General features: G+C 64.5%; 18 protein-coding genes and 1 other RNA gene. 11 read left to right on the top strand and 8 right to left on the bottom strand.

The genetic code is table 11. The annotated features are described in order from the left end of the window. Positions 1-44: 44 nt before the first annotated feature. The 4 genes from BMY06_RS15010 to BMY06_RS14995 are packed head-to-tail and all read right to left on the bottom strand — an operon-like array spanning position 45 to position 5,345. Positions 45-287: a formate dehydrogenase subunit delta gene (locus BMY06_RS15010; RefSeq protein WP_065058266.1), complete on the bottom strand. Its 243-nt coding sequence runs from the start codon at positions 285-287 to the stop codon at positions 45-47. A 3-nt stretch (positions 288-290) separates the two neighbouring features. Next, positions 291-3,236: a formate dehydrogenase subunit alpha gene (gene fdhF / locus BMY06_RS15005; RefSeq protein ID WP_074983917.1), complete on the bottom strand. Its 2,946-nt coding sequence runs from the start codon at positions 3,234-3,236 to the stop codon at positions 291-293. 13 nt (positions 3,237-3,249) lie between these two features. Next, positions 3,250-4,809: a formate dehydrogenase beta subunit gene (locus BMY06_RS15000; protein ID WP_074983915.1), complete on the bottom strand. Its 1,560-nt coding sequence runs from the start codon at positions 4,807-4,809 to the stop codon at positions 3,250-3,252. Then, positions 4,806-5,345, bottom strand: coding sequence for an NAD(P)H-dependent oxidoreductase subunit E (locus tag BMY06_RS14995; RefSeq protein ID WP_074983914.1), 540 nt, complete (start codon positions 5,343-5,345; stop codon positions 4,806-4,808). Before BMY06_RS14995 ends, BMY06_RS15000 begins: the two co-directional genes overlap by 4 nt. Positions 5,346-5,476: 131 nt before the next feature. On the opposite strand from BMY06_RS14995, the gene BMY06_RS14990 reads away from it, so the two are divergent. Beyond that, a complete protein-coding gene (locus BMY06_RS14990) occupies positions 5,477-6,553 on the top strand; it encodes a substrate-binding domain-containing protein (protein WP_065058270.1) in 1,077 nt (358 codons plus the stop codon). Positions 6,554-6,703: 150 nt separating this feature from the next. Then, positions 6,704-6,970, top strand: coding sequence for a hypothetical protein (locus tag BMY06_RS14985; RefSeq protein WP_074983912.1), 267 nt, complete (start codon positions 6,704-6,706; stop codon positions 6,968-6,970). Positions 6,971-7,128: 158 nt separating this feature from the next. Here BMY06_RS14985 and ssrA read toward each other — a convergent pair. From ssrA to ompA, 4 genes are all read right to left on the bottom strand, one after another. Beyond that, positions 7,129-7,498, bottom strand: a transfer-messenger RNA (tmRNA) gene (gene ssrA, locus BMY06_RS14980). Between the two features lie 106 nt (positions 7,499-7,604). Beyond that, positions 7,605-8,330 (bottom strand): phosphoglycolate phosphatase, encoded by a 726-nt coding sequence (gene gph, locus BMY06_RS14975; RefSeq protein WP_074983910.1) that lies wholly within the window; start codon positions 8,328-8,330, stop codon positions 7,605-7,607. A gap of 25 nt (positions 8,331-8,355) precedes the next feature. After that, positions 8,356-9,054: a bifunctional 2-polyprenyl-6-hydroxyphenol methylase/3-demethylubiquinol 3-O-methyltransferase UbiG gene (ubiG, locus tag BMY06_RS14970; protein ID WP_074984064.1), complete on the bottom strand. Its 699-nt coding sequence runs from the start codon at positions 9,052-9,054 to the stop codon at positions 8,356-8,358. 246 nt (positions 9,055-9,300) lie between these two features. After that, a complete protein-coding gene (gene ompA, locus BMY06_RS14965; RefSeq protein WP_065058274.1) occupies positions 9,301-9,945 on the bottom strand; it encodes an outer membrane protein OmpA in 645 nt (214 codons plus the stop codon). Positions 9,946-10,681: 736 nt separating this feature from the next. Between ompA and gyrA the strand changes: the two genes are divergently transcribed. The 9 genes from gyrA to rpsA all read left to right on the top strand — a co-directional run bounded on the left by gyrA (position 10,682) and on the right by rpsA (position 22,913). Continuing rightward, positions 10,682-13,285 (top strand): DNA gyrase subunit A, encoded by a 2,604-nt coding sequence (gene gyrA / locus BMY06_RS14960; RefSeq protein WP_074983909.1) that lies wholly within the window; start codon positions 10,682-10,684, stop codon positions 13,283-13,285. A 231-nt stretch (positions 13,286-13,516) separates the two neighbouring features. After that, positions 13,517-14,122 carry a DUF2059 domain-containing protein gene (locus BMY06_RS14955; protein ID WP_065058310.1) on the top strand — a complete coding sequence of 202 codons (606 nt, stop codon included), beginning with the start codon at positions 13,517-13,519 and terminating at the stop codon, positions 14,120-14,122. A 197-nt stretch (positions 14,123-14,319) separates the two neighbouring features. Further along, the gene (serC, locus tag BMY06_RS14950; RefSeq protein WP_074983907.1) at positions 14,320-15,399 is read left to right on the top strand and encodes a 3-phosphoserine/phosphohydroxythreonine transaminase; all 1,080 of its coding nucleotides are present in this window, start codon (positions 14,320-14,322) and stop codon (positions 15,397-15,399) included. Between the two features lie 73 nt (positions 15,400-15,472). Continuing rightward, positions 15,473-16,555: a prephenate dehydratase gene (gene pheA, locus BMY06_RS14945; protein ID WP_065058277.1), complete on the top strand. Its 1,083-nt coding sequence runs from the start codon at positions 15,473-15,475 to the stop codon at positions 16,553-16,555. Between the two features lie 109 nt (positions 16,556-16,664). Further along, positions 16,665-17,777, top strand: a complete 1,113-nt coding sequence (gene hisC, locus BMY06_RS14940) for a histidinol-phosphate transaminase (protein ID WP_074983906.1) — start codon at positions 16,665-16,667, stop codon at positions 17,775-17,777. Between the two features lie 31 nt (positions 17,778-17,808). Beyond that, positions 17,809-18,756: a prephenate dehydrogenase gene (locus tag BMY06_RS14935; RefSeq protein WP_074983904.1), complete on the top strand. Its 948-nt coding sequence runs from the start codon at positions 17,809-17,811 to the stop codon at positions 18,754-18,756. Positions 18,757-18,949: 193 nt separating this feature from the next. Beyond that, positions 18,950-20,254: a 3-phosphoshikimate 1-carboxyvinyltransferase gene (aroA, locus tag BMY06_RS14925; protein WP_065058280.1), complete on the top strand. Its 1,305-nt coding sequence runs from the start codon at positions 18,950-18,952 to the stop codon at positions 20,252-20,254. 31 nt (positions 20,255-20,285) lie between these two features. Further along, positions 20,286-21,017, top strand: coding sequence for a (d)CMP kinase (gene cmk, locus BMY06_RS14920; protein ID WP_065058281.1), 732 nt, complete (start codon positions 20,286-20,288; stop codon positions 21,015-21,017). 165 nt (positions 21,018-21,182) lie between these two features. Continuing rightward, entirely contained in the window at positions 21,183-22,913 is a 1,731-nt protein-coding gene (rpsA, locus tag BMY06_RS14915) for a 30S ribosomal protein S1 (protein WP_065058282.1), read from the top strand. Positions 22,914-22,932: the final 19 nt, after the last annotated feature.

Genomic DNA, 22,932 nt, shown 5'->3' with positions numbered 1-22,932 from the left:
CCGTCGAGGCCGCGCGGCGTCGAGCGTGAATCTGCTTAAGACGGCTAAGCCGCGGCAGGCGCCAGCGCTTCGCGATGCGTCGAGAGCGCCGCGAACACGATCTCGCTGAAGCCCGCGTCTTCCCGCGCGTGAGCGTCGAGCGCCGCGAGCAGCGTGCGGCGCATGCGCGGCTCCCAGAACTTGCGGATGTGCTCGGCAATGCCCAGCAGCGCTTCCTCGCGATCGGGCAAGGAATCGAAGAACATGCCGATCTGGTTCGCCATCTCGATCAGGTGATCTGCTTTCATCGCTTATTTCCCTGAAGTGGTCAGCGGTTCGCGCGAGCGGTGCAATTCGAGCTGCGTCTCGTTGAAGCGCGAGTACTCGCGCTGCCAGTCCGATGGCTGCTGCACGTGGTTGACCTGCACGGCGGTCACCTTGTACTCGGGGCAGTTGGTGGCCCAGTCCGAGGCGTCGGTGGTGATGACGTTCGCGCCCGACTCGGGGAAATGGAACGTCGTGTAGACCACGCCCGGCTGCATGCGCGTGCTGACCTGCGCGCGCAGCACGGTGTGCCCCGCGCGCGATTCGATGCCCACCCAGTCGCCGTCGCGGATACCGCGATCGTCGGCGTCGACGGGATGGATCTCCAGCCGGTCCTCTTCGTGCCAGCGCGAGTTGTCGGTGCGGCGCGTCTGCGCGCCCACGTTGTACTGCGACAGAATGCGGCCCGTCGTGAGCAGCAGCGGGAAGCGCCGCGTGACCTTCTCCGGCGAAGCGATGAACTTCGTGATGACGAACTTGCCTTTGCCGCGCACGAAGGCGTCGATGTGCATGATCGGCGTGCCGTCCGGCGCGTCTTCGTTGCAAGGCCACTGGATGCTGCCCATTTCGTCGAGCCGCGCATACGAGACGCCATGGAAGGTCGGCGTGAGACGCGCGATTTCGTCCATGATCTGCGACGGATGCGTGTAGTCCATCTCGTAGCCGAGCGCGCGCGCGAGCAGGATCGTCGCTTCCCAGTCGGCGTAACCGGCGATCGGCGGCATGACCTTGCGCACGCGCGAGATACGGCGCTCGGCGTTCGTGAAGGTGCCGTCCTTTTCGAGGAACGACGAACCCGGCAGCAGCACGTGCGCGTACTTCGCCGTTTCGTTCAGGAAGATGTCCTGCACGACGATGCATTCCATCGACGAGAGCGCCGCCGCCACATGCTGCGTGTTCGGATCGGACTGGACGATGTCTTCGCCCTGGCAGTAAAGACCCATGAAGGTGCCGTCGAGCGCCGCTTCGAACATGTTCGGAATGCGCAGGCCCGGCTCGCTTTGCAGCGTGACCTGCCAGGCGTCTTCGAACAGCGCGCGCGTCGTGCTGTCGCCGACGTGGCGATAGCCCGGCAGTTCGTGCGGGAACGAGCCCATGTCGCACGAACCCTGCACGTTGTTCTGGCCGCGCAGCGGGTTCACGCCCACGCCTTCGCGGCCGATGTTGCCCGTAGCCATCGCGAGGTTGGCGATGCCCATCACCATCGTCGAGCCTTGTGCGTGTTCCGTCACGCCGAGGCCGTAATAGATCGCCGAGTTGCCCGGCTGCGCGTAGCGCCGCGCGGCCGCGCGCACGAGCGCGGCGGGCACGCCCGTGACGGCTTCCATCGCTTCCGGCGAATTCTCCGGCAGCGCGACGAAATCGCGCCACTGCTCGAACGCGCGCGTCTCGCAGCGCTCGGCCACGAAGGCTTCGTTCACGAGCCCTTCGGTGACGATCGTGTGGGCGAGGGCGTTGACCATCGCCACGTTGGTGCCGGGGCGCAGTTGCAGATGATGCTCGGCCTTCACGTGCGCGGTATCGACGATATCGATGCGGCGCGGATCGACGACGATCAGCTTCGCGCCCTGACGCACGCGCCGCTTCAGACGCGAGCCGAACACCGGATGGCCGTCGGTCGGATTCGCGCCGATCACCATGATCACGTCCGAGTGATCGACCGACGCGAACGTCTGCGTGCCCGCCGATTCGCCGAGCGTGGTCTTCAGGCCATAGCCCGTAGGCGAGTGGCACACGCGCGCGCAGGTGTCGACGTTGTTGTTGCCGAACGCGGCGCGCACGAGCTTCTGCACGAGATAGGTTTCCTCGTTCGTGCAGCGCGACGAGGTGATGCCGCCGATCGAATCGCGGCCATGCTTGGCCTGGATACGGCGGAACTCGCTGGCCGCGTAGGCGATCGCTTCTTCCCAGCTCACCTCGCGCCACGGATCGGTGATCTTCGCGCGAATCATCGGCTTCTTGATGCGGTCCTTGTGCGTGGCATAGCCCCACGCGAAACGGCCCTTCACGCAGGCGTGGCCTTCGTTCGCCTGACCGTTCTTGTGCGGCACCATGCGCACGACCTGGTTGCCCTTCATCTCGGCCTTGAACGAGCAGCCGACGCCGCAATACGCGCAGGTCGTGACCACCGAATGTTCGGCCTGGCCGAGCATCACCACGCTCTTTTCCTGCAGCGTCGCGGTCGGGCAGGCGGCGACGCAGGCGCCGCACGACACGCATTCCGAATCCATGAACGCTTCGCCCGCGCCAGCCGCGACGCGCGATTCGAAACCGCGCGCGGCGATGGTCAGCGCGAACGTGCCTTGCGTTTCCTCGCAGGCGCGCACGCAGCGGTTGCAGACGATGCACTTCGACGGATCGTAGGTGAAGTACGGGTTCGATTCGTCCTTCTGGTTCTTCAGGTGATTCGCGCCGTCGAAGCCGTAGCGCACTTCGCGCAGGCCCGTCACGCCCGCCATGTCCTGCAGTTCGCAGTCGCCGTTGGCGGGGCAGGTGAGGCAGTCGAGCGGGTGATCGGAGATGTAGAGCTCCATCACGTTGCGGCGCAGTTTCTGCAGACGGTCGGTTTGCGTGCGCACCTTCATGCCCGCTTCGACGGGTGTCGTGCACGACGCCGGGTAACCGCGCCGCCCTTCGATTTCGACGAGACACAGACGGCACGAGCCAAACGGTTCGAGCGAGTCGGTCGCGCAGAGCTTGGGCACGTTGACGCCGGCTTCGATCGAAGCGCGCATCACCGAGGTGCCTGCCGGAACCGTCACGGACTGACCGTCGATTTCGAGCGTGACGTCGACATCGGCGTGGCGCAGCGGCGTGCCGTAGTCGGTGTCGTCGAAGGGCGAGCGGGCGTTGGCTTTGTTCATTGCCGCGCTTTTGCAGGCGCAATTGCCGGAACCGCAACCACCGGCTTGGGACATGAGCGTGTCGGACATGGTGGTTCCTCGTTCAGGCGGCCGCGTTCGGTTGCGCGACGGGTTCGAGACCGAAATCTTCCGGGAAATGATTGAGCGCGGAGAGCACGGGGTAGGGCGTCATGCCGCCCATCGCGCAGAGCGAGCCGGACACCATCGTGTCGCACAGATCGCGCAGCAGCGTGACCTGCTTTTCCGATGTGTCGCCGCTACGGATCTTCGCGATCACCTCGACGCCGCGCGTCGAGCCGATGCGGCAGGGCGTGCACTTGCCGCACGATTCGAGCGTGCAGAATTCCATCGCGTACTGCGCGAGACCGGCGAGATTGGACGTATCGTCGTGCACGACGAGACCGCCGTGGCCCACGACCGCGCCGACTGCCGCATACGCTTCGTAGTCCATTGGAACATCCCACTGGCTCTCGGGCAGATAGGTGCCGAGCGGGCCGCCCACCTGCACGGCGCGCGCCGGGCGGCCGCTGGCGGTGCCGCCGCCGTAGTCGACCATCAGTTCGCGCAGCGTCACGCCGAACGCGAGTTCGACGAGCCCGCCGCGCGCGATGTTGCCCGCGAGCTGGAACGGCAGCGTGCCGCGCGAGCGGCCCATGCCGAAGTCCTTGTAGAACGCCGCGCCCTTCGCGAAGATGATCGGCACGGTGGCGAGCGTGATGACGTTGTTGATGACCGTCGGCTTGCCGTAGAGACCGGCGAGCGCGGGCAGCGGCGGCTTCGCGCGCACGACGCCGCGCTTGCCTTCGAGCGATTCGAGCAGCGCCGTTTCCTCGCCGCACACATAGGCGCCCGCGCCTTTGGCGACGAACAGATCGAAGCGCTTGCCGCTGCCGAGGACGTTGTCGCCGAGCCAGCCCGCGACGCGCGCGCGGCGGATCGCTTCTTCGAGCGCGGCGATCGAATGCGGATACTCGCTGCGCACGTAGATATGGCCGATCGTCGCGCCCACGGTGAGGCCCGCGATCGTCATGCCTTCGATCAGCACGTAGGGATCGCTTTCCATCACGAGACGGTCGGAGAAGGTGCCCGAGTCGCCTTCGTCGGCATTGCAGACGATGTACTTCTGGTCGGCCTGCGCCTGCGCGACGGTGCGCCACTTGATGCCGGCGGGGAAGGCCGCGCCGCCGCGTCCGCGCAGACCCGATTCGACGAGCGCTTCGCAGGCGTCGGCGCTCGTCATCGTGAGCGCGTTGCGCAGGCCGTCGAGGCCGCCGTGCGCGACGTAGTCGTCGGTCGAGAGCGGGGCGGTGATGCCGATGCGCGCGAAGGTCAGGCGCTGCTGCTTGCGCAGATACGGAATCTGTTCGACGAGGCCCACGCCGCGTGCGTGCTGGCCGCCTTGCACAAAGTTCGCGTCGAACAGCCCGGCGACGTCGTCTTCCTCGACGTTCGCGTAGCCGACGCGGCCGTCGGCCGTCGCTACCTCGACGAGCGGTTCGAGATAAAGCAGACCGCGCGAGCCGTTGCGTACGAGTTCGATGTCGATGCCGCGCGCGGCGGCTTCGCGTGCGATGGCCGCGGCGATGTCGTCCGCGCCGAGCGCGAGCGCCGATGAATCGCGGGGAACGTAGATGCGCGTCATGCGGCCTCCTCGGTGCGCACGACGGCGGCCAGCGCCTTCGCGAGCAGTGCGTCGAACTTCTGCGGGCTTACTTTTGCGTGCAACGTGCCGTTAATCATCATGGCGGGCGAGAGCGCGCACTGGCCGAGGCAATAGACCGATTCCAGCGCGACGTCGCCTTCGTGCGCCTGGTGCGCGTGTTCGTCGCCGTGACCGTGCTGCGCGCCGAAGCGGCAACCGGTGCGCGCTTCCACGTGCTGCGCGAGCGCTTCGCTGCCCATGCTGCGGCACGCTTCGGCGCGGCACAGTTGAACCGTGACGGGCGCGGGCGGCGTGGTGCGGAAGTGGTGGTAGTAGGTCAGCACGCCGTGGACTTCGGCGCGTGAGAGATTCAAGGCTTTTGCGAGCGGCGCGACGGTGGCCGGCGGCACGAAGCCGGTCTCGTCCTGGATCGCATGCAGGATCGCAATCAGGTTGCGGCCGGGCTGCGCGTGCCGTTGCACGAGGGCATCGGGTGCGATGGCCTGTGACCCGGCGGTCTGGGTTGTCTCGTCCATTGTGGGGCTCCTCCTGGCACATATATGCACTTGTTATTCATAAAGTGTGCATCTATGCTGGGGTTGTCTCGTTGTATGGACGAACAATAGGCCCGTAGAATGGCGGACGCAATAGGAAGGAAGACTTCATAATGATCAAGGTGGAGTGCCAGGCGCAACTGGTCGTGCGCGACGCGGATGGCCGCGAGGCAAGCCTGACGGACGTTGTACCGCTGCTCGCGCTCGTCGCGGAGGAAGGCAGCATCGCGCAGGCCGCGCAGCGTAAGGGTTTGTCCTATCGCCATGCGTGGGGTTTGTTGCGTGAAGTGGAGGAGCGTCTGGGCGGCGCGCTGATCGCGAAAGCGCGCGGGCGCGGTTCGGTGCTATCGGAACTCGGCGAGGCGGTGCTGCGTTCGCAGCGGCTGTGCGGCGAGCGACTTCAGGGCAATCTGCAGGCGCTCGCGAGCGAAGTGGCGAGCGACCTCAATCGATGGCTCGCGCCGGACGTGCAGGATCTGCGCATCCATGCTTCGCACGGCTACGCGGTGGCCACGCTGGTGACGGCGCTGGTGGGCGATCAGGTGCCGGTGGAGATCAAGTACCGCGACAGCGCCGACGCCATTTCGGCGCTCGCGCGCGGCGAGTGCGATCTGGCGGGCTTCCATCTGCCGCGCGGCGATTTTCGCGAGGCGTGCGCCGACGCGTATCGCAACTGGCTCGACCCGCAGCGTCATGTGCTGATCCATCTCACGCGGCGCAAGCAGGGGTTGTTCGTCGGACGCGGCAACCCGCGTCAGGTGACGGGCCTCGCCGATCTCGCGCGCGGCGATATCCGCTTCGTGAACCGGCAGCCCGGCTCGGGCACGCGCATGCTGATCGATCTGCTGCTGACGCGTATCGGCGTCGATCCGGAGCGTGTGAACGGTTATGCCTCGTCGGAACTCACGCACTCGGCGATTGCGGCCTTCGTCGCGAGCGGCATGGCGGACGTGGGCTTCGGCGTGGAGCCGGCCGCGCATCACTTCGGCCTCGACTTCATTCCGATCGTCGACGAAGACTATTTCTTCGCCTGCGATCGCGGGCAGCTCGAACGCGAGCCGCTCGCCGCGGTGCTCGAGTTGTTGCGCGGCGCGCCGTTCCGGCAGGCGGTGGCGCAGCTCGAAGGCTACGATCCCGACACTTGTGGCGACATCGTGCCGCTCGACGAAGGCTGGGCGGGCGCGCGCTGACATGTGCCGGCCGAGGCCTCGCCGGCCGCGCGCTGTAATACGACGCAACATGTCCAGCGGGTGGGGCTGCAGAGTGCGGCGCTTTTTGTGATACTTTCAGACCGTATAGGTTCTTCCGTTCCAGATGCGCGTTGAGCGCGCCGATCGACCATGAAATTCCTGCTTAATGTTTGTGCAGCCGCCGCGACCGCGGGTGTGCTGTTCGCCACCGTCAACGTCGCCTTCGCGCAGAACTCGCCGGGCGTGCCGGGCGGCATCCTCGACGACGAGTTCAAGTTCAACGCGCATCCGCAGATGCAGTTCGCGGCATCGGCGCCGGATGCCAAATATCAGCACGGCAAACCGACTTCCGCGCGTAAAAAGGGCGATCTCGGCGATCCCAATGGCTGTAATCTGCAATGCCCGCAGGACAATTGATATTTTTATGACAATTTAGTGAAAGCCGGTGTCGCCGAGTTCGATTGAATTCGATTCGCGCCGGTTTTGATTTATCGCAGATTATTGCGATGCAAAAACAAAAAACTCGCGAAGCTTGTAAAAGCTTTCGCGAGTTTTTTATTTGCTGCGCAGAATTTTGGTGGAGCCGGCGGGAATCGAACCCGCGTCCAGAAGCAGTCCATAAACAGTTCTACATGCGTAGTTCTGTCTTTTGATTTAACCGGAGCGACGCGGACGAACACGCTGCGCTACGGCGATTCACTAAATTTTCGACTCTGGCGTCGTGACGCCGACAGAGCTTAACTGACGTATATGACCTCTGGCGGTATTGCTACCGGTCTTGCGACACTAGCCCGTCAGTGAGCCAGGCAGAGGACGGCGGCCCTTAGGCTGCCAGTGCGAACGTTTCGTCGTTTGCAGTTACGTTTTTCCCATTGATTAACGAGGTGACGGGTCCTCGGCATGCCCTGCCTACTTCATAACCCCTGTCGAAACCAGGTCGGCCCCAGAGGAGGGACAATTATCCCATAGTTCGCGAGATGAGGCGAACCGCGCCCATTTCAAGGGGCGCGGGTGCGGTTTCTTTCGACGCGCAGATGTTCCTGGGGATGGATCAGTCGCGGCGGCCGACCGGCCGCAGCAAGGCGAGCAGGGTCTCGGCGGTATCGGCCAGATAGTCGGCGTTCCACTGCGCGGGCGGCTCGACATTGCCGCAGTAGCCGTAGGCGGCGGCGATCGTGGCCATGCCGGCCGCGTGGCCCGCCTGGATGTCGCGCAGGTCGTCGCCGACATACACCACGCGGTGCGGCGCGATGCCGAGCGTCTCGGCCGCATGCAGCAGCGGGGCCGGATGCGGCTTCGAGTAGGGCGTGGTGTCGCCGCTCACGACGCTGGCCGCGCGCGTGTCGAGATGCATCAGCTTCACGAGCGGATCGGTCAGACGCGCGACCTTGTTGGTGACGATGCCCCAGAGCACGCCGCGCGCGTCGAGGTCGTCGAGCACCGCGTCGATGCCGGGGAACAGCGCCGTTTCCACGCGCAGATTGGCCGCATAGTTGGCGAGGAATTCCTCGCGCATGGCGGCGAACTGGTGGTCGTCGGGACCCACGCCGAAGGCGCCGCCGATCAGGCCCCGAGCGCCCGCCGAGGCGAGCGGACGCAGCTTCTCGTAGGGCGCGGGCGCAAGGCCGCGCGCGTGGCGCATCTGGTTGACGGCGGCGGCGAGGTCGGGCGCCGTGTCGGCGAGCGTACCGTCGAAGTCGAACAGCACGGCGTTGCAGGCGGCGAGCGCGGCGACGTCGCGCGGCGCGGACGGGGTATCAAGCGGGGTCTGGGTCATGTCGGAATGTGACGGGCGCGGCGCTTCAGGCTTCGCGCCGGCAGGCGATCATGTAGTTGACGCTGGAGTCGTTCGAGAGCGCGAAGTGGCGCGTGATCGGGTTATATGTGATGCCCTTGATCTCGGCGGCGTTCAGGCCGGCCTGACGCACGAAGCCTGCAAGCTCCGAGGGGCGGATGAAGCGCGCGTAATCGTGCGTGCCCTTGGGCAGCATCTGCGCAATGTATTCCGCGCCGATCACGGCGAGCAGGTAGGACTTCACGTTGCGGTTGAGCGTGGAGAAGAACACCCAGCCGCCCGGCTTGACGAGCGTCGCGCACGCCTTGACGACGCTCAGCGGTTCCGGCACGTGTTCGAGCATTTCCATGCAGGTGACCACGTCGAACGAGGCGGGCTCGCGTGCCGCGATCGCTTCTGCTGCGATCTCCTCGTATTCCACCGTGATCCCACTCTCAAGACTGTGCAAGTCGGCGACGCCGAGCGCTTCGCTCGACAGGTCGATGCCTTTGACGTTCGCGCCAAGACCGGCCATCGACTCCGACAGAATGCCGCCGCCGCAACCGATGTCGAGCACGCGCTTGGACGGCAGGTGCGCGTGGCTGTCGATCCAGCCGAGACGAATGGGGTTCAGCTCGTGCAGCGGCTTGAACTCCGCATTCGGGTCCCACCAGCGATGAGCAAGATCGCTGAATTTCTGTAGTTCGTGGGGATCGGCGTTGGTCATGTCGAAGCGGCCTGAGGCGCGGTAGAAGGTGGGCGAAAACAAACCCCGAGTATATAGGCGTGCAGGGAAGGGGGCAAAACCGGGGGCAAAACGGCCGTTGCGGCGCGGTGGACCGAGCTGGACGTTACGCATGACTTCGCTGCGCGTTGTGCGCAGATCGCGTCATGTAGCCTGAGCGTAGACGGCGCGGCAATAAAAAAGCCCCGCCGAAGCGGGGCTTTTGAGTCGTACAGCCGTAGCGCGCGATTACTGCTTTTGCGTGCCGACGACTTCGACTTCCACGCGGCGATCCGGTGCGAGGCACGAGATCAGCTGCTTGCGGTTCTTCTGGTTGCAGCCAGTCGTAACCGGGTTGCGCTTGCCCTTGCCTTCCGTGTAGATACGCTCTGCCGGGACGCCCTTGCTGACCAGGTACGACTTGACGGCTTGCGCACGGCGCAGCGACAGACGGTCGTTGTAGGCAGCCGAACCGATGCGGTCCGTGTAGCCCGTAGCAACGACGACTTCGAGGTTCAGAGCCTGGATCTTGCCTGCCAGATCGTCCAGCTTTTCCTTGCCAGCCGGCTTCAGGATAGCCTTGTCGAAGTCGAACAGAGCGTCGGCTTGATACGTGATCTTTTGGCTCGTGATGGCCGGCGGCGGCGGAGCGACCGGCGGCTGCGGTGCCTGGGCGACCAGTGCGCCATCGCACTTGGCGTTAGCCGTGGCCGGCGTCCAGAACGCGTCGCGCCAGCACAGTTCGTTCGTGCCGTTCATCCAGACGTATTCGCCCGTGCCGTTCACCCAGTTGTCATTGACGGCTTGTCGCGACGCCGGCACCGATTGTGCCTGTGCGCTTGCAGCGACTACTGCGGTAGCTGCAATGAACGCGAGCTTTGAAAAGTTATTCATATTTCTCCTCTCGAAATTGAGATTACCGCAGGTTTACTGCGAGCCATATGACGAAGACAAGTCATACATTGCTCGAAGTATAACATTGGCACGTTGTGGGGCACGTCTTGTGTAGACTTCGAGCGGTGTCTAACTTTGTGCGTTGGCATTTTGCCATATCGTTCCCTTCCAACGATAAAAAAAATCCGCCCCTTTCATTGCGGCTCGTCGAATGTGGTACACCCGCAACAAAAAGTTCCCGGCGAATCTCCTGGTAGTGTGCCTGGTTGTTTGCCTGCCAGTGTGTCTCGAAATTGGCCGCCTGTCGCGCGGTCTCGTGTCGCCACTGAGGTCCTTTCGCAACGGCGCTGCGCATTGTCGGTCATATGAGGCAATCGTGCGTTCCGTGTGACGTGGTAGATAACAATTCTTTACAGATCGCGCGCGCATTCCCTGCTCGCGCAGTCGGTTTCATTGCCGCACGCCTGCGCGGTTTACGTCTGCTCCACACCCCGTCGCACGCTCAATCTCATTAGCGCCGTTTTGAGCCGTTCCAGGTCACCCCTCTAATAGGTATACGTGGAGCGTTTCGAGTCGGCGGGCGGGGGTGCCGCGCATGATAGAATCGGAAGATTGCGCTGCGTCCGCGGCGTCCATGCGACAGCAAGGGCGTGTTGCGATGCATCCAGGCTACCCGCCCGTCAGGCATTGGCAGGTGAGGCCCTAGCATCGCGCGTGCCCGATAACGACATCGATAATGGATCAATTCGCCAAAGAGACTCTGCCTATCTCCCTCGAGGAGGAAATGCGCCGCTCGTATCTCGATTACGCGATGAGCGTGATCGTCGGGCGGGCGCTGCCGGATGTGCGAGACGGCCTCAAGCCGGTGCACCGGCGCGTGCTGTACGCGATGCACGAGTTGAACAACGACTGGAACCGCGCGTACAAGAAGTCGGCGCGTATCGTCGGCGACGTCATCGGTAAATACCATCCTCACGGCGATACGGCGGTGTACGACACCATCGTGCGTATGGCGCAGAGCTTCTCGCTGCGCTACATGCTGGTCGACGGCCAGGGCAACTTCGGTTCGATCGACGGCGACAACGCCGCGGCCATGCGTTACACCGAAATCCGCATGGCGAAGATCGGCCACGAACTGCTCGCCGACATCGACAAGGAAACCGTCGACTTCGGGCCGAACTACGACGGCAGCGAAAGCGAGCCGCTGATCCTGCCCGCGCGCATTCCGAATCTGCTGATCAATGGCTCGTCGGGTATCGCGGTCGGTATGGCCACGAACATCCCGCCGCACAACCTCAACGAAGTGGTCGATGCTTGCCAGCATCTGCTGAAGAATCCGCAGGCCACGATCGACGAGCTGATCGAGATCATCCCCGCGCCGGATTTCCCGACCGCCGGCATCATCTACGGCGTCGCCGGCGTGCGCGACGGCTATCGCACCGGCCGCGGCCGCGTCGTGATGCGCGCTCTTACGCACTTCGAAGAGATTGATCGCGGTCAACGTATGGCGATCATCGTCGATGAACTGCCGTACCAGGTGAACAAACGTTCGCTGCTGGAGCGCATCGCCGAGCTGGTCAACGAGAAGAAACTCGAAGGCATTTCCGACATTCGCGACGAGTCCGACAAGAGCGGTATGCGCGTCGTGATCGAGCTCAAGCGCGGTGAAGTGCCCGAGGTCATTCTCAACAACCTCTATAAGGCGACGCAGCTGCAGGACACGTTCGGCATGAACATGGTCGCGCTGGTGGACAACCAGCCGAAGCTGCTGAACCTCAAGGAAATGCTCGACCATTTCCTGTCGCACCGCCGCGAAGTGCTCACGCGTCGCACGGTCTACGAACTGCGCAAGGCCCGCGAACGCGGCCACGTGCTCGAAGGCCTCGCGGTCGCGCTCGCGAACATCGACAGCTTCATCGAGATCATCAAGGCTGCGCCTACGCCGCCGATCGCGAAGCAGGAGTTGATGAACCGTTCGTGGGATTCGTCGCTCGTGCGCGAGATGCTCCAGCGTGCTGAGCAGGAAAACGCATCGGCCGGCGGCCGTGACGCGTATCGTCCGGAAGGGCTCAACCCGCTGTATGGCATGCAGGGCGACGGTCTCTATCGTCTGTCCGACACGCAGGCGCAGGAAATCCTGCAAATGCGTCTGCAACGCCTGACGGGTCTGGAGCAGGACAAGATCATTGGCGAGTACCGCGAAGTCATGGCGCAGATTGCCGACCTGCTCGACATCCTTGCGCGCCCCGAGCGCGTAACGACCATGATCTCCGACGAACTCACCTCGATCAAGAGCGAATTCGGCGATGCCCGCCGCTCGAAGATCGAGATGAACGCAACGGAACTGAACACTGAAGATCTGATCACGCCGCAGGACATGGTCGTGACCATGTCGCACGCCGGTTATGTGAAATCGCAGCCGTTGTCCGAATATCGCGCCCAGAAGCGCGGCGGTCGCGGCAAGCAGGCGACCTCCATGAAAGAGGACGACTGGATCGACACGCTGTTCATCGCCAATACGCACGACCACATCCTGTGCTTCTCGAACCGTGGCCGCGTGTACTGGGTGAAGGTGTATGAAGTGCCGCAGGGCTCGCGCAACTCGCGCGGTCGTCCGATCGTGAATATGTTCCCGCTGCAGGACGGTGAGAAGATCACGGTCGTGCTGCCGGTCAAGGAGTTCTCGGCGGACAAGTTCGTGTTCATGGCGACGGCGCTCGGCACCGTCAAGAAGACGCCGCTGGAAGCCTTCAGCCGCCCGCTGCGCAAGGGTATTATTGCGGTCGGCCTGGACGACGGCGACTACCTGATCGGCGCGGCCATCACCGACGGTCAGCACGACGTCATGCTGTTCTCCGACGCCGGCAAGGCCGTGCGCTTCGACGAGAACGACGTGCGCCCGATGGGCCGCGAGGCACGCGGCGTGCGCGGCATGCAGCTCGACGACAGCCAGCAGGTCATCGCGCTGCTGGTGGCCGGCGACGAGCAGCAGTCGGTCCTTACCGCGACCGAAAACGGCTACGGCAAGCGCACCCCGATCACGGAATACACGCGTCATGGCCGCGGCACGAAGGGCATGATCGCAATCCAGACGTCGGAGCGTAACGGCAAGGTGGTTGCGGCCACGCTGGTCGACCAGGAAGCCCAGATCATGCTGATCACGAACACGGGCGTGCTGATCCGCACGCGCGTCTCGGAGATCCGTGAAATGGGCCGTGCAACGCAAGGTGTTACACTCATCAGCCTTGACGAAGGCACGAAGCTCTCCGGCTTGCAGCAGGTCGCCGAGGCCGACGCCGACGGCGATCTGGCCGAAGGCGAGGGCGAAAGCGAAGAGTAAGGCTGAGCCCGTAGTACAGGACGGCCCGCGTGAGCGGGCCGCTTCGTGTCCAGCGTCCCAGCCGGTGCGCTCGCGTATAAAATCGCGCGGGCGCCGGACGGCGAAGATGGGCGGCCACGGTACTGAATGATGGTGCTGAATGACGCCGGGTGGATTGAGCGGCGGGCGCGAAAGGCGCGCCCCGCGATCCGCGCGGCTGGCAGTTCGATTAATTTCTCTGAGGGAGTAATGATGCAAAAACGATTCAAGCAGGTTTTGTTGCTGGCCGCTCTCGTGCCGACGTTTGCCATGGCTCAGGCGCTCCAGAACCAGGCGCCCGAACAGGCACCGGCCGCTGCCGCAGCACCGATCGATCCGGCGAAGCAAGCCGCGATCAAGGACCTGCTCGACGCAATCGACGCACAGAAGCTCGTCGGCGCGATCGGCAACAGCGCACAGATGCAAGCCAAGCAACTCGTCCCGGCAATCCTGTCGGACGCGCTGTCGGAAAACAAGACGATGACGGACAAGCAGAAGCAGGCTTCCGTCCCGTCGCTGCAAAAGAACGCCGTGCCGAAGCTGGTTGACTCGGCAGGTCAGGTCTTCGCGACCGACTCGTTCAAGCAGGACGCGATGCAAGCTCAGTACGAAGCTTACGCAAAGTACTACAGCACGTCGGAAATCAAGGACCTGACCTCGTTCTACCGCAGCCCGACCGGCCGCAAGTTCATCCAGGTTCAAGACCAGGTTGGCCGCGACGTCGTCAACGGTCTGATGCAGAAGTACATGCCGCAGTCGATCAAGGCAACGCGTGACCAGGCCGACAAGGAAGTCGCGTCGGTCAAGCCGGCTAAGTAAGTCAGCATCCCCGCCGCGCCTCTGTTTGGGGCGCGATCGGGCGCGATGCGTCGCGGTCCCCGGCGAGCCTGCGTTGGCGGGTTCCCGGCGACAATGCGATAATGGCCGTTTGCGCGATAGCAGCGCAAACGGCCTTTTCTTTTTCTGGCGCATCCCGGCGTCCTCAGCCGCCGCGCCTGCCTCGGGATCTCCTTACGATGCGCGTCTTCAACTTCTCCGCCGGACCGGCAGCCTTGCCGGAAGAGGTGCTCCGCCAGGCCGCCGACGAAATGCTCGACTGGCATGGCAGCGGCATGGGCGTGATGGAAATGAGCCATCGCGGGCCGGAATTCATGCAGATCCACAGCGAAGCGCTGCTCGATCTGCGTGAACTGATGCAGGTTCCCGCGAGCCACCAGATCCTCTTTCTGCAAGGCGGCGGCATCGGCGAAAACGCCATCGTGCCGCTGAACCTGTTCGGCTCGAAGCCGCGCGCGGACTTCGTCATCACGGGGTCGTGGTCGCAGAAGTCGCAGAAGGAAGCGCTCAAGTACGGCGCGTCGCACATCGCCGCCACGGGCCGCACCGAGGCCGGTTTCACGCATGCGCCGCAAAAGAGCGAGTGGCAGCTTTCCGACGATCCCGCTTACGTGCATCTGTGCACGAACGAGACGATCGACGGCGTCGAGACCTTCGAGATTCCCGATCTGGGCGACATCCCGCTCGTGGCGGACGCGTCCTCGCACATCCTGTCGCGCCCGATGGACATCGCCAAATACGGCGTGCTCTACGGCGGCGCGCAGAAGAACATCGGCATGGCGGGCGTCACCGTCGTGATCGTGCGCGAGGATCTGCTCGACCGCGCGATGCCGATCTGCCCGTCGGCGTTCGAATGGAAGACCGTCGCCGCCAACAATTCGATGTTCAACACGCCGCCCACTTACGCGATCTACATCGCGGGGCTCGTGTTCAAGTGGTTGAAGCGCCAGGGTGGCCTCGAAGCCATCGAAGCGCGCAATATCGAGAAGGCCCAGCTGCTCTACGACACGATCGATTCGAGCAGCTTCTACATCAACAAGGTGGAGCGCCGCGCGCGCTCGCGGATGAACGTACCGTTCTTCCTCGCCGACGAAACACGTAACGATGATTTCCTGGCCGGCGCGAAGGCGCGCGGGCTGGTGCAGCTGAAGGGCCACAAGTCCGTCGGCGGCATGCGGGCGTCGATTTACAACGCGGTGCCGCTCGAAGCAGTGCAAGCACTGGTCGAGTACATGAAGGAATTCGAGGCAAAAGCCTGACCTCGCGTCGGGCGGCGCCTGCCGCGCGCGCAGCTCACGCCGCGCGCCTCCTTTCAGATTGCCGGTTTCACGCATGGACGACGAACTCAATTCCCAACTCAAGCCGCTGCGAGAGCGTATCGACGCTCTCGACGCGCAGCTCATCTCCCTCCTGAACCAGCGCGCAGCCGTCGCGCTCGAAGTCGGCGAGGTGAAGAAGCATTTCAACGCGCCCGTGTTCCGTCCGGAGCGCGAGCTGCAGGTGATCGAACGCCTGCAGAACCTGAGCGCGGGTCCGCTCGGCAACGAGCACATCAGCGCCATCTGGCGCGAGATCATGGCCGCGAGCCGCTCGCTCGAAAAGACCATTTCGGTGGCCTATCTCGGGCCGGTCGGCACGTATAGCGAACAGGCGGTCTACGGTTACTTCGGTCAGTCGATCGAAGGTCTGCCGTGCCCGTCGATCGACGAGGTGTTCCGCGCGGTCGAGGCGGGCAGCGCCGAATTCGGCGTCGTGCCGGTCGAGAATTCGACCGAGGGCGCGGTGTCGCGCACGCTCGACCTGTTCCTGCAGACGCAGCTCTCGATCGGCGGCGAAATCGCGCTGCCGATCCAGCACAACCTGATGACGCAAAGCGGCAAGCTCGCGGGCGTGACGCGCGTGTGCGCGCATCCGCAGGCGCTCGCGCAGTGTCAGCACTGGCTGACGGCGAACGCGCCGCATCTGGAGCGTCAGGCCGTGTCGAGCAACGCGGAAGCCGCGCGTCTCGCGGCGGAAGATCCGACCGTCGCGGCGATCGCGGGCGAGCGTGCCGCCACGCATTACGGCCTGCTGATTGCCAACGCGCTGATTCAGGACGACCCGCACAACCGCACGCGTTTCGTGACGATCGGCAAGCAGCCGGCGGGCGTGTCGGGCCACGACCAGACGTCGATGATCGTCTCGGTGAAGAACGAGCCGGGCGCGGTCTACAAGCTGCTCGAACCGCTCGCGCGCCACGGCGTTTCGATGACGCGTTTCGAGTCGCGTCCGGCGCGTGTCGGCACGTGGGAGTACTACTTCTACATCGACTTCGAAGGCCATCGCGACGAACCCGCCGTGGCGGCCGCGCTCGACGAGCTCGGCAAGAAGGCGGCGTTCCTCAAGATTCTCGGTTCGTATCCGCGCTCGCGCTGAGTGCGCCGAGCGTTCGTGCGGCGCGCGCAGGCGCGCCTTCGCTGATTCAAGTCGATGTCACGTCGATGATGCCGCGCCGCCGCACGCGAGCGGCCCTGGAGAGACACGCATGACCCAGCCATTCGGCCCTTCCTATGTGCGCGCGATCGCGCCGTATGTCGCCGGCAAGCCGATTTCCGAAGTCGCGCGCGAGTTCGGACTCGACGAGGCGCGCATCGTCAAGCTGGCGTCGAACGAGAACCCGCTCGGCATGCCCGCGTCGGCGCAGCGTGCGATCGCGCAGGCGGCGGCCGAACTCGGCCGTTATCCGGACTCGAACGCGTTCGAGCTGAAAGCCGCGCTCGCGGCGCGTTACGACGTGCCGGCCGAGTGGATCACGCTCGGCAACGGCAGCAACGATATTCTTGAAATCGCCGCGCACGCGTGCGTGGAACGCGGTCAGTCGATCGTCTATTCGCAGTATTCGTTCGCGGTCTACGCGCTCGCGACGCAAGGGCTCGGCGCGCGTCACGTGGTGACGCCGGCCGTGCAGTATGGCCACGATCTCGACGCGATGCTCGCGGCCATCGCCGACGACACGCGCCTGATCTTCGTCGCCAATCCGAACAATCCGACCGGCACGTACATCGACGGCGCTACGCTCGAAGCGTTCATCGCCAGGGTGCCACGCGAGGTCGTCGTGGTGCTCGACGAGGCCTACACGGAATATCTGGCGGCGGACAAGCGCTACGACTCGATCGCGTGGGTGCGCCGCTATCCGAACCTCGTGGTGTCGCGCACGTTCTCGAAGGCTTACGGGCTCGCGGGCCTGCGCATCGGTTTCGCGATCGCGCAGCCGGCGCTGACCGATCTGCTGAACCGTCTGCGCCAGCCGTTCAACGTGAACACGCTCGCGCAGGCCGCGGCGGTCGCGGCGCTCGGCGACACGGCATTTCTCGAACAGAGTGCCGCGCTCAACGCCGAGGGCTATCGCACGCTCACGGCGGCCTTCGAGCGCATGGGCCTCGACTACGTGCCGTCGGACGGCAACTTCGTGCTCGTGCGCGTCGGTCAGGACGATCAGGCGGGCGAGCGCGTCAATCTCGGCTTGCTCAAGCAGGGTGTGATCGTGCGTCCGGTCGGCGGCTACGGTCTGCCGCAATGGCTGCGCGTGACGATCGGCCTCGCCGACGAAAACGCCGCGTTCCTCGCGGCGCTCGAACGCAGTCTGGCCCCGGCATGAGCACGCCACTTTTTCTCGATCCGGTGATGGCGTGAGCGCGTTTCCCTTTAGCAAACTGGTGATTTTCGGTGTCGGCCTGATCGGCGGCTCGCTGGCGCGCGGGCTGCGCGAACGCGGCGCCGTGCAAGGTCAGTGCGGGCAGGTGATCGGCGTGGGCCGTCGTGCGCATTCGGTCGCGCGCGCGCTCGAACTGGGCGTGATCGACGCGGCCGCGACGCTCGACGACGAAGCGGCGCTCGCCGCCGCGCTCGACGGCGCCGACATCGTGTTGATCGCCGCGCCTGTCGCGCAGACCCAGGCGCTGCTCGAACGCATCGCGCCGCATCTGCAGCCGCACACGCTGATTACCGATGCGGGCAGCACCAAGAGCGACGTGATCGCTGCCGCGCGCGCCGCGCTCGGCGAACGCATCGGCCAGTTCGTGCCGGGCCATCCGATCGCGGGCCGCGAGTCGAGCGGCGTCGAGGCGGCGCTGCCCGACCTCTACGTGGGCCGCAACGTCGTGCTGTGTCCGCTGCCGGAAAATACGCCGGAAGCGGTGGAGCGCATCGCCGCGATGTGGCGCGCGACCGGCGCCGTGATCGGCCAGATGAGCGCTGCGCAGCACGATCGCGTGTTCGCGTCGGTGAGCCATCTGCCGCATGTGCTGTCGTTCGCGCTCGTCGACCAGATTCTCGATACGCCCGACGCCGAGCTGAAATTCTCGTTCGCGGCGGGCGGTTTCCGCGACTTCACGCGCATCGCCGCGTCGAGTCCCGAAATGTGGCGCGACGTGTGTCTCGCGAACCGCACGGCGCTGCTCGCCGAGCTGGACGCCTACACTGAAGTGCTGGCGAAGCTGCGCGTAGCCATCGACGCCGGCGACGGCGCGGCGCTCGAAACCGTGTTTGCGCGCTCGCGCGCGGCGCGCGAGGCGTGGCAGGAGCGCGGCGGCAAGAAGCTGGCGCAGGCGACGCCCGAAGCGGACGGCGCGAAGTAAAGCGACGAAGCAAGCGGCAAGCAAAGCGACAAAGCGGCAAAGCGACAAAGCGGCAAAGCGGCAAAGCGGCAAAGCGGCAAAGCGGCAAAGCGACAAAGCGGCAAAGCAAGCGACAAAGATAGCGAACAGTAGTCAAGCATCAGCCATGCGGCGCGGCGCAGTCCCGCGTCACGCCGCACCATCAGGACACGTCATGGAACACCTCGATCTCGGACCGTTCACCCGTGCGTCCGGCACGATCCGTCTGCCCGGCTCGAAGAGCATCTCGAACCGCGTGCTGCTGCTCGCGGCGCTCGCCGAAGGCGAAACCACGATCACGAATCTGCTCGATTCCGACGACACGCGCGTGATGCTCGACGCGCTCGAAAAGCTCGGCGTGAAGCTCAAGCGCGAAGACGACACTTGCGTCGTGCAAGGCACGCGCGGCGCGTTTACGGCGGTGCGCGCGGACCTTTTCCTCGGCAACGCGGGCACGGCGGTGCGTCCGCTCACGGCGGCGCTCGCGGTCAACGGCGGCGACTACCGCATCCACGGCGTGCCGCGCATGCACGAGCGCCCGATCGGCGATCTGGTCGACGGCCTGCGCCAGATCGGCGCGAAGATCGACTACGAGGAGAACGAGGGTTATCCGCCGCTGCGCATCCGTCCGGCGCAGATCGACGTCACGGCGCCGATCAAGGTGCGCGGCGACGTGTCGAGCCAGTTCCTCACCGCGCTGCTGATGACGCTGCCGCTCGTGCGCGCCAAGGACGGCGTGACCATCGTCGAAGTGGATGGCGAGCTGATTTCCAAGCCCTATATCGAGATCACGATCAAGCTGATGGAGCGCTTCGGCGTGAAGGTCGTGCGCCACGGCTGGCATCGCTTCGAAGTGCCGGCGGGCGTGCGTTATCAGTCGCCGGGCAAGATCATGGTGGAAGGCGACGCCTCGTCGGCGTCGTATTTCCTCGCCGCGGGCGCCATTGGCGGCGGCCCGCTGCGCGTGGAAGGCGTGGGACGCGCGAGCATTCAGGGCGACGTCGAGTTCGCGGCGGCGCTCATGCGCATGGGCGCGAACGTCACGGTCGCCGACGACTGGATCGAGGTGCGCGGGATCGGCAACGATCACGGCAAGCTCGACCCCATCGACATGGACTTCAACCTGATTCCCGACGCGGCCATGACGATCGCCGTCGCCGCGCTGTTCGCCGACGGCGCGACCACGCTGCGCAACATCGCGAGCTGGCGCGTGAAGGAAACCGACCGCATCGCCGCGATGGCCACGGAGCTGCGCAAGGTGGGCGCCGACGTGGAGGAGGGGCCTGATTACCTGATCGTGCGTCCGCCCGCGAAACTTACGCCCAACGCGGCGATCGACACCTATGACGATCACCGCATGGCCATGTGCTTCTCGCTCGTGAGCCTCGGCGGCGTGCCGGTGCGCATCAACGACCCGAAGTGCGTCGCCAAGACGTTCCCCGATTATTTCGAGCGCTTCCTCGCGCTCGCCCAACCTTGAATCTTTTTAAGTCGCCGAGTCTCGTTGCCGAATGAAATCGACCCGTCCCTTTTATCCGACGCCCGTCATCGCGATCGATGGCCCGACCGCTTCCGGCAAAGGCACGGTGGCCACGCTGGTCGCCGCGCACCTCGGCTTTCACCTGCTGGACAGCGGTGCGCTGTATCGCCTGGCGGCGCTCGCCAGCATGCGCTACACGATCGCCGCCGATGATGCCGACGGCCTGGCGAAGCTGATCGACGACCTCCACATCACGTTCCGCGAGGGCATGGCCCAGCTCGACGGCGTGGACGTGTCGAACGATATCCGCGCCGAGGAAGTGGGCAACCGCGCCTCGATGATCGCCGCGCATCCGTCCGTGCGCACCGCGCTGGTGGCCCGTCAGCGGGCCTTCCGCAAGCTGCCCGGGCTCGTGGCCGACGGCCGCGACATGGGCACCGTGATCTTCCCGGATGCCGGTTTGAAGGTGTTCCTGACGGCCAGTGCGGAGGCCCGCGCGGCTCGCCGGTATAAGCAATTGATCCAGAAGGGATTTTCTGCTAATATGGATGACTTGCTCCGGGATTTGCGTGAGCGCGACGCGCGCGACAGTAACCGCGCGGCCGCGCCGCTCAAGCCTGCGGCGGATGCGAAGCTGCTGGACACCTCGGCGCTGACCATCGACCAGGCGGTCGAACAGGTCGTGCAGTGGTATCAGCAAGCCAGCGAACTGCGGAGTGAGCTGCGCTCAGTGCGGCAGGACGCGCACGGCAAATCGCAGTAAGAACGCAGTACAGCAGTTGCAGTAAATGTAGTGGTGCCCTGCTGGGAAGCAGGGCGTGTCTTAACCCTTTAACCCCGTATGGCTTTTGCATCCGTGCCACGAGCGTAAGCGCTCCGGCCTCAACGCCCAACCGGCCTGGAACAGGCTGGAAGCGCAGCAGAAACCATGCAAATCCAGATTTTTATGTCCGACCTGCAAACCTCCACCCCGAATACCGAATCTTTTGCGGCTCTGTTCGAAGAGTCGCTGACCCGCCAGGACATGCGCGCCGGCGAAGTGATTTCCGCCGAAGTCGTGCGCGTCGACCACAACTTCGTGGTCGTCAATGCTGGTCTCAAGTCCGAAGCCTATATTCCGCTCGAAGAATTCCTGAACGACGCGGGTGAAGTGGAAGTGCAGGCGGGCGATTTCGTTTCCGTCGCGATCGACGCGCTGGAAAACGGCTACGGCGACACGATCCTGTCGCGCGACAAGGCGAAGCGTCTCGCTTCGTGGCTGTCGCTGGAAAAGGCTCTCGACAACAACGAACTCGTGACCGGCACGATCACGGGCAAGGTCAAGGGCGGCATGACCGTCATGGTCAACGGCATCCGCGCGTTCCTGCCGGGTTCGCTGGTTGACACGCGTCCGGTCAAGGACACGACGCCGTACGAAGGCAAGACGCTCGAATTCCGTGTCATCAAGCTCGACCGCAAGCGTAACAACGTCGTGCTGTCGCGCCGCGCAGTGATCGAAGCCACGCAAGGCGAAGAGCGCGCAAAGCTGCTCGAAACGCTGAAGGAAGGCGCGATCGTCAACGGCGTGGTCAAGAACATCACCGACTACGGCGCGTTCGTGGACCTCGGCGGCATCGACGGCCTGCTGCACATCACCGACATCGCATGGCGTCGCGTGCGTCACCCGTCGGAAGTCCTGTCGGTTGGCCAGGAAGTCACCGCCAAGATCCTCAAGTTCGACCAGGAAAAGAACCGCGTTTCGCTCGGTATCAAGCAACTGGGCGACGATCCGTGGGAAGGCATCTCGCGCCGTTACCCGTCGGGCACGCGCCTGTTCGGTAAGGTCACGAACATCACCGACTACGGCGCATTCGTCGAAGTCGAATCGGGCATCGAAGGCCTGGTTCACGTGTCGGAAATGGACTGGACCAACAAGAACGTTGCTCCGTCGAAGGTTGTCCAGCTGGGCGACGAAGTCGAAGTCATGGTCCTCGAGATCGACGAAGACCGCCGCCGCATCTCGCTCGGCATGAAGCAGTGCAAGCCGAACCCGTGGGATGACTTCAGCCGCAACTTCAAGAAGGGCGACAAGCTCCAGGGCGCGATCAAGTCGATCACCGACTTCGGCGTGTTCATCGGTCTGCCCGGCGGCATCGACGGTCTGGTTCACCTTTCGGACCTGTCGTGGTCGGAAGCTGGCGAAGAAGCCGTCCGCAAGTACAAGAAGGGCGACGAAGTCGAAGCCGTGGTTCTGGGCATCGACGTCGAGAAGGAACGCATCTCGCTCGGCATCAAGCAGCTCGAAGGCGACCCGTTCAGCAACTTCGTTGCTGTCAACGACAAGGGCTCGACGGTTGACGGCGTGGTCAAGTCGGTCGACGCAAAGGGTGCAGTTATCACCCTGAACGCTGACGTCGAAGGCTACCTGCGTGCTTCGGAAATCGCGCAAGACCGCGTGGAAGATGCTCGCAACGTGCTGAAGGAAGGCGACAAGGTCAACGCGATGATCATCAACATCGATCGCAAGTCGCGTGGCATCAACCTGTCGATCAAGGCCAAGGATTCGGCTGAGACGCAGGAAGCCCTGCGCAGCATGTCGTCGGACACGGGTGCGGCTGCTACCGGCACGACCAACCTCGGCGCGCTGCTGAAGGCCAAGCTCGACGGCCAGAACCAGTAAGCCTCAAACGGGGGCAAGC

Origin of the sequence: Paraburkholderia tropica, from assembly GCF_900109265.1 — a bacterium.
In the GTDB taxonomy this organism is placed as follows: Bacteria; Pseudomonadota; Gammaproteobacteria; order Burkholderiales; family Burkholderiaceae; genus Paraburkholderia; species Paraburkholderia tropica.
The sequence above is the reverse complement of the archived record's forward strand: the minus strand, read 5'-3'. Positions and strand labels throughout refer to the sequence as shown.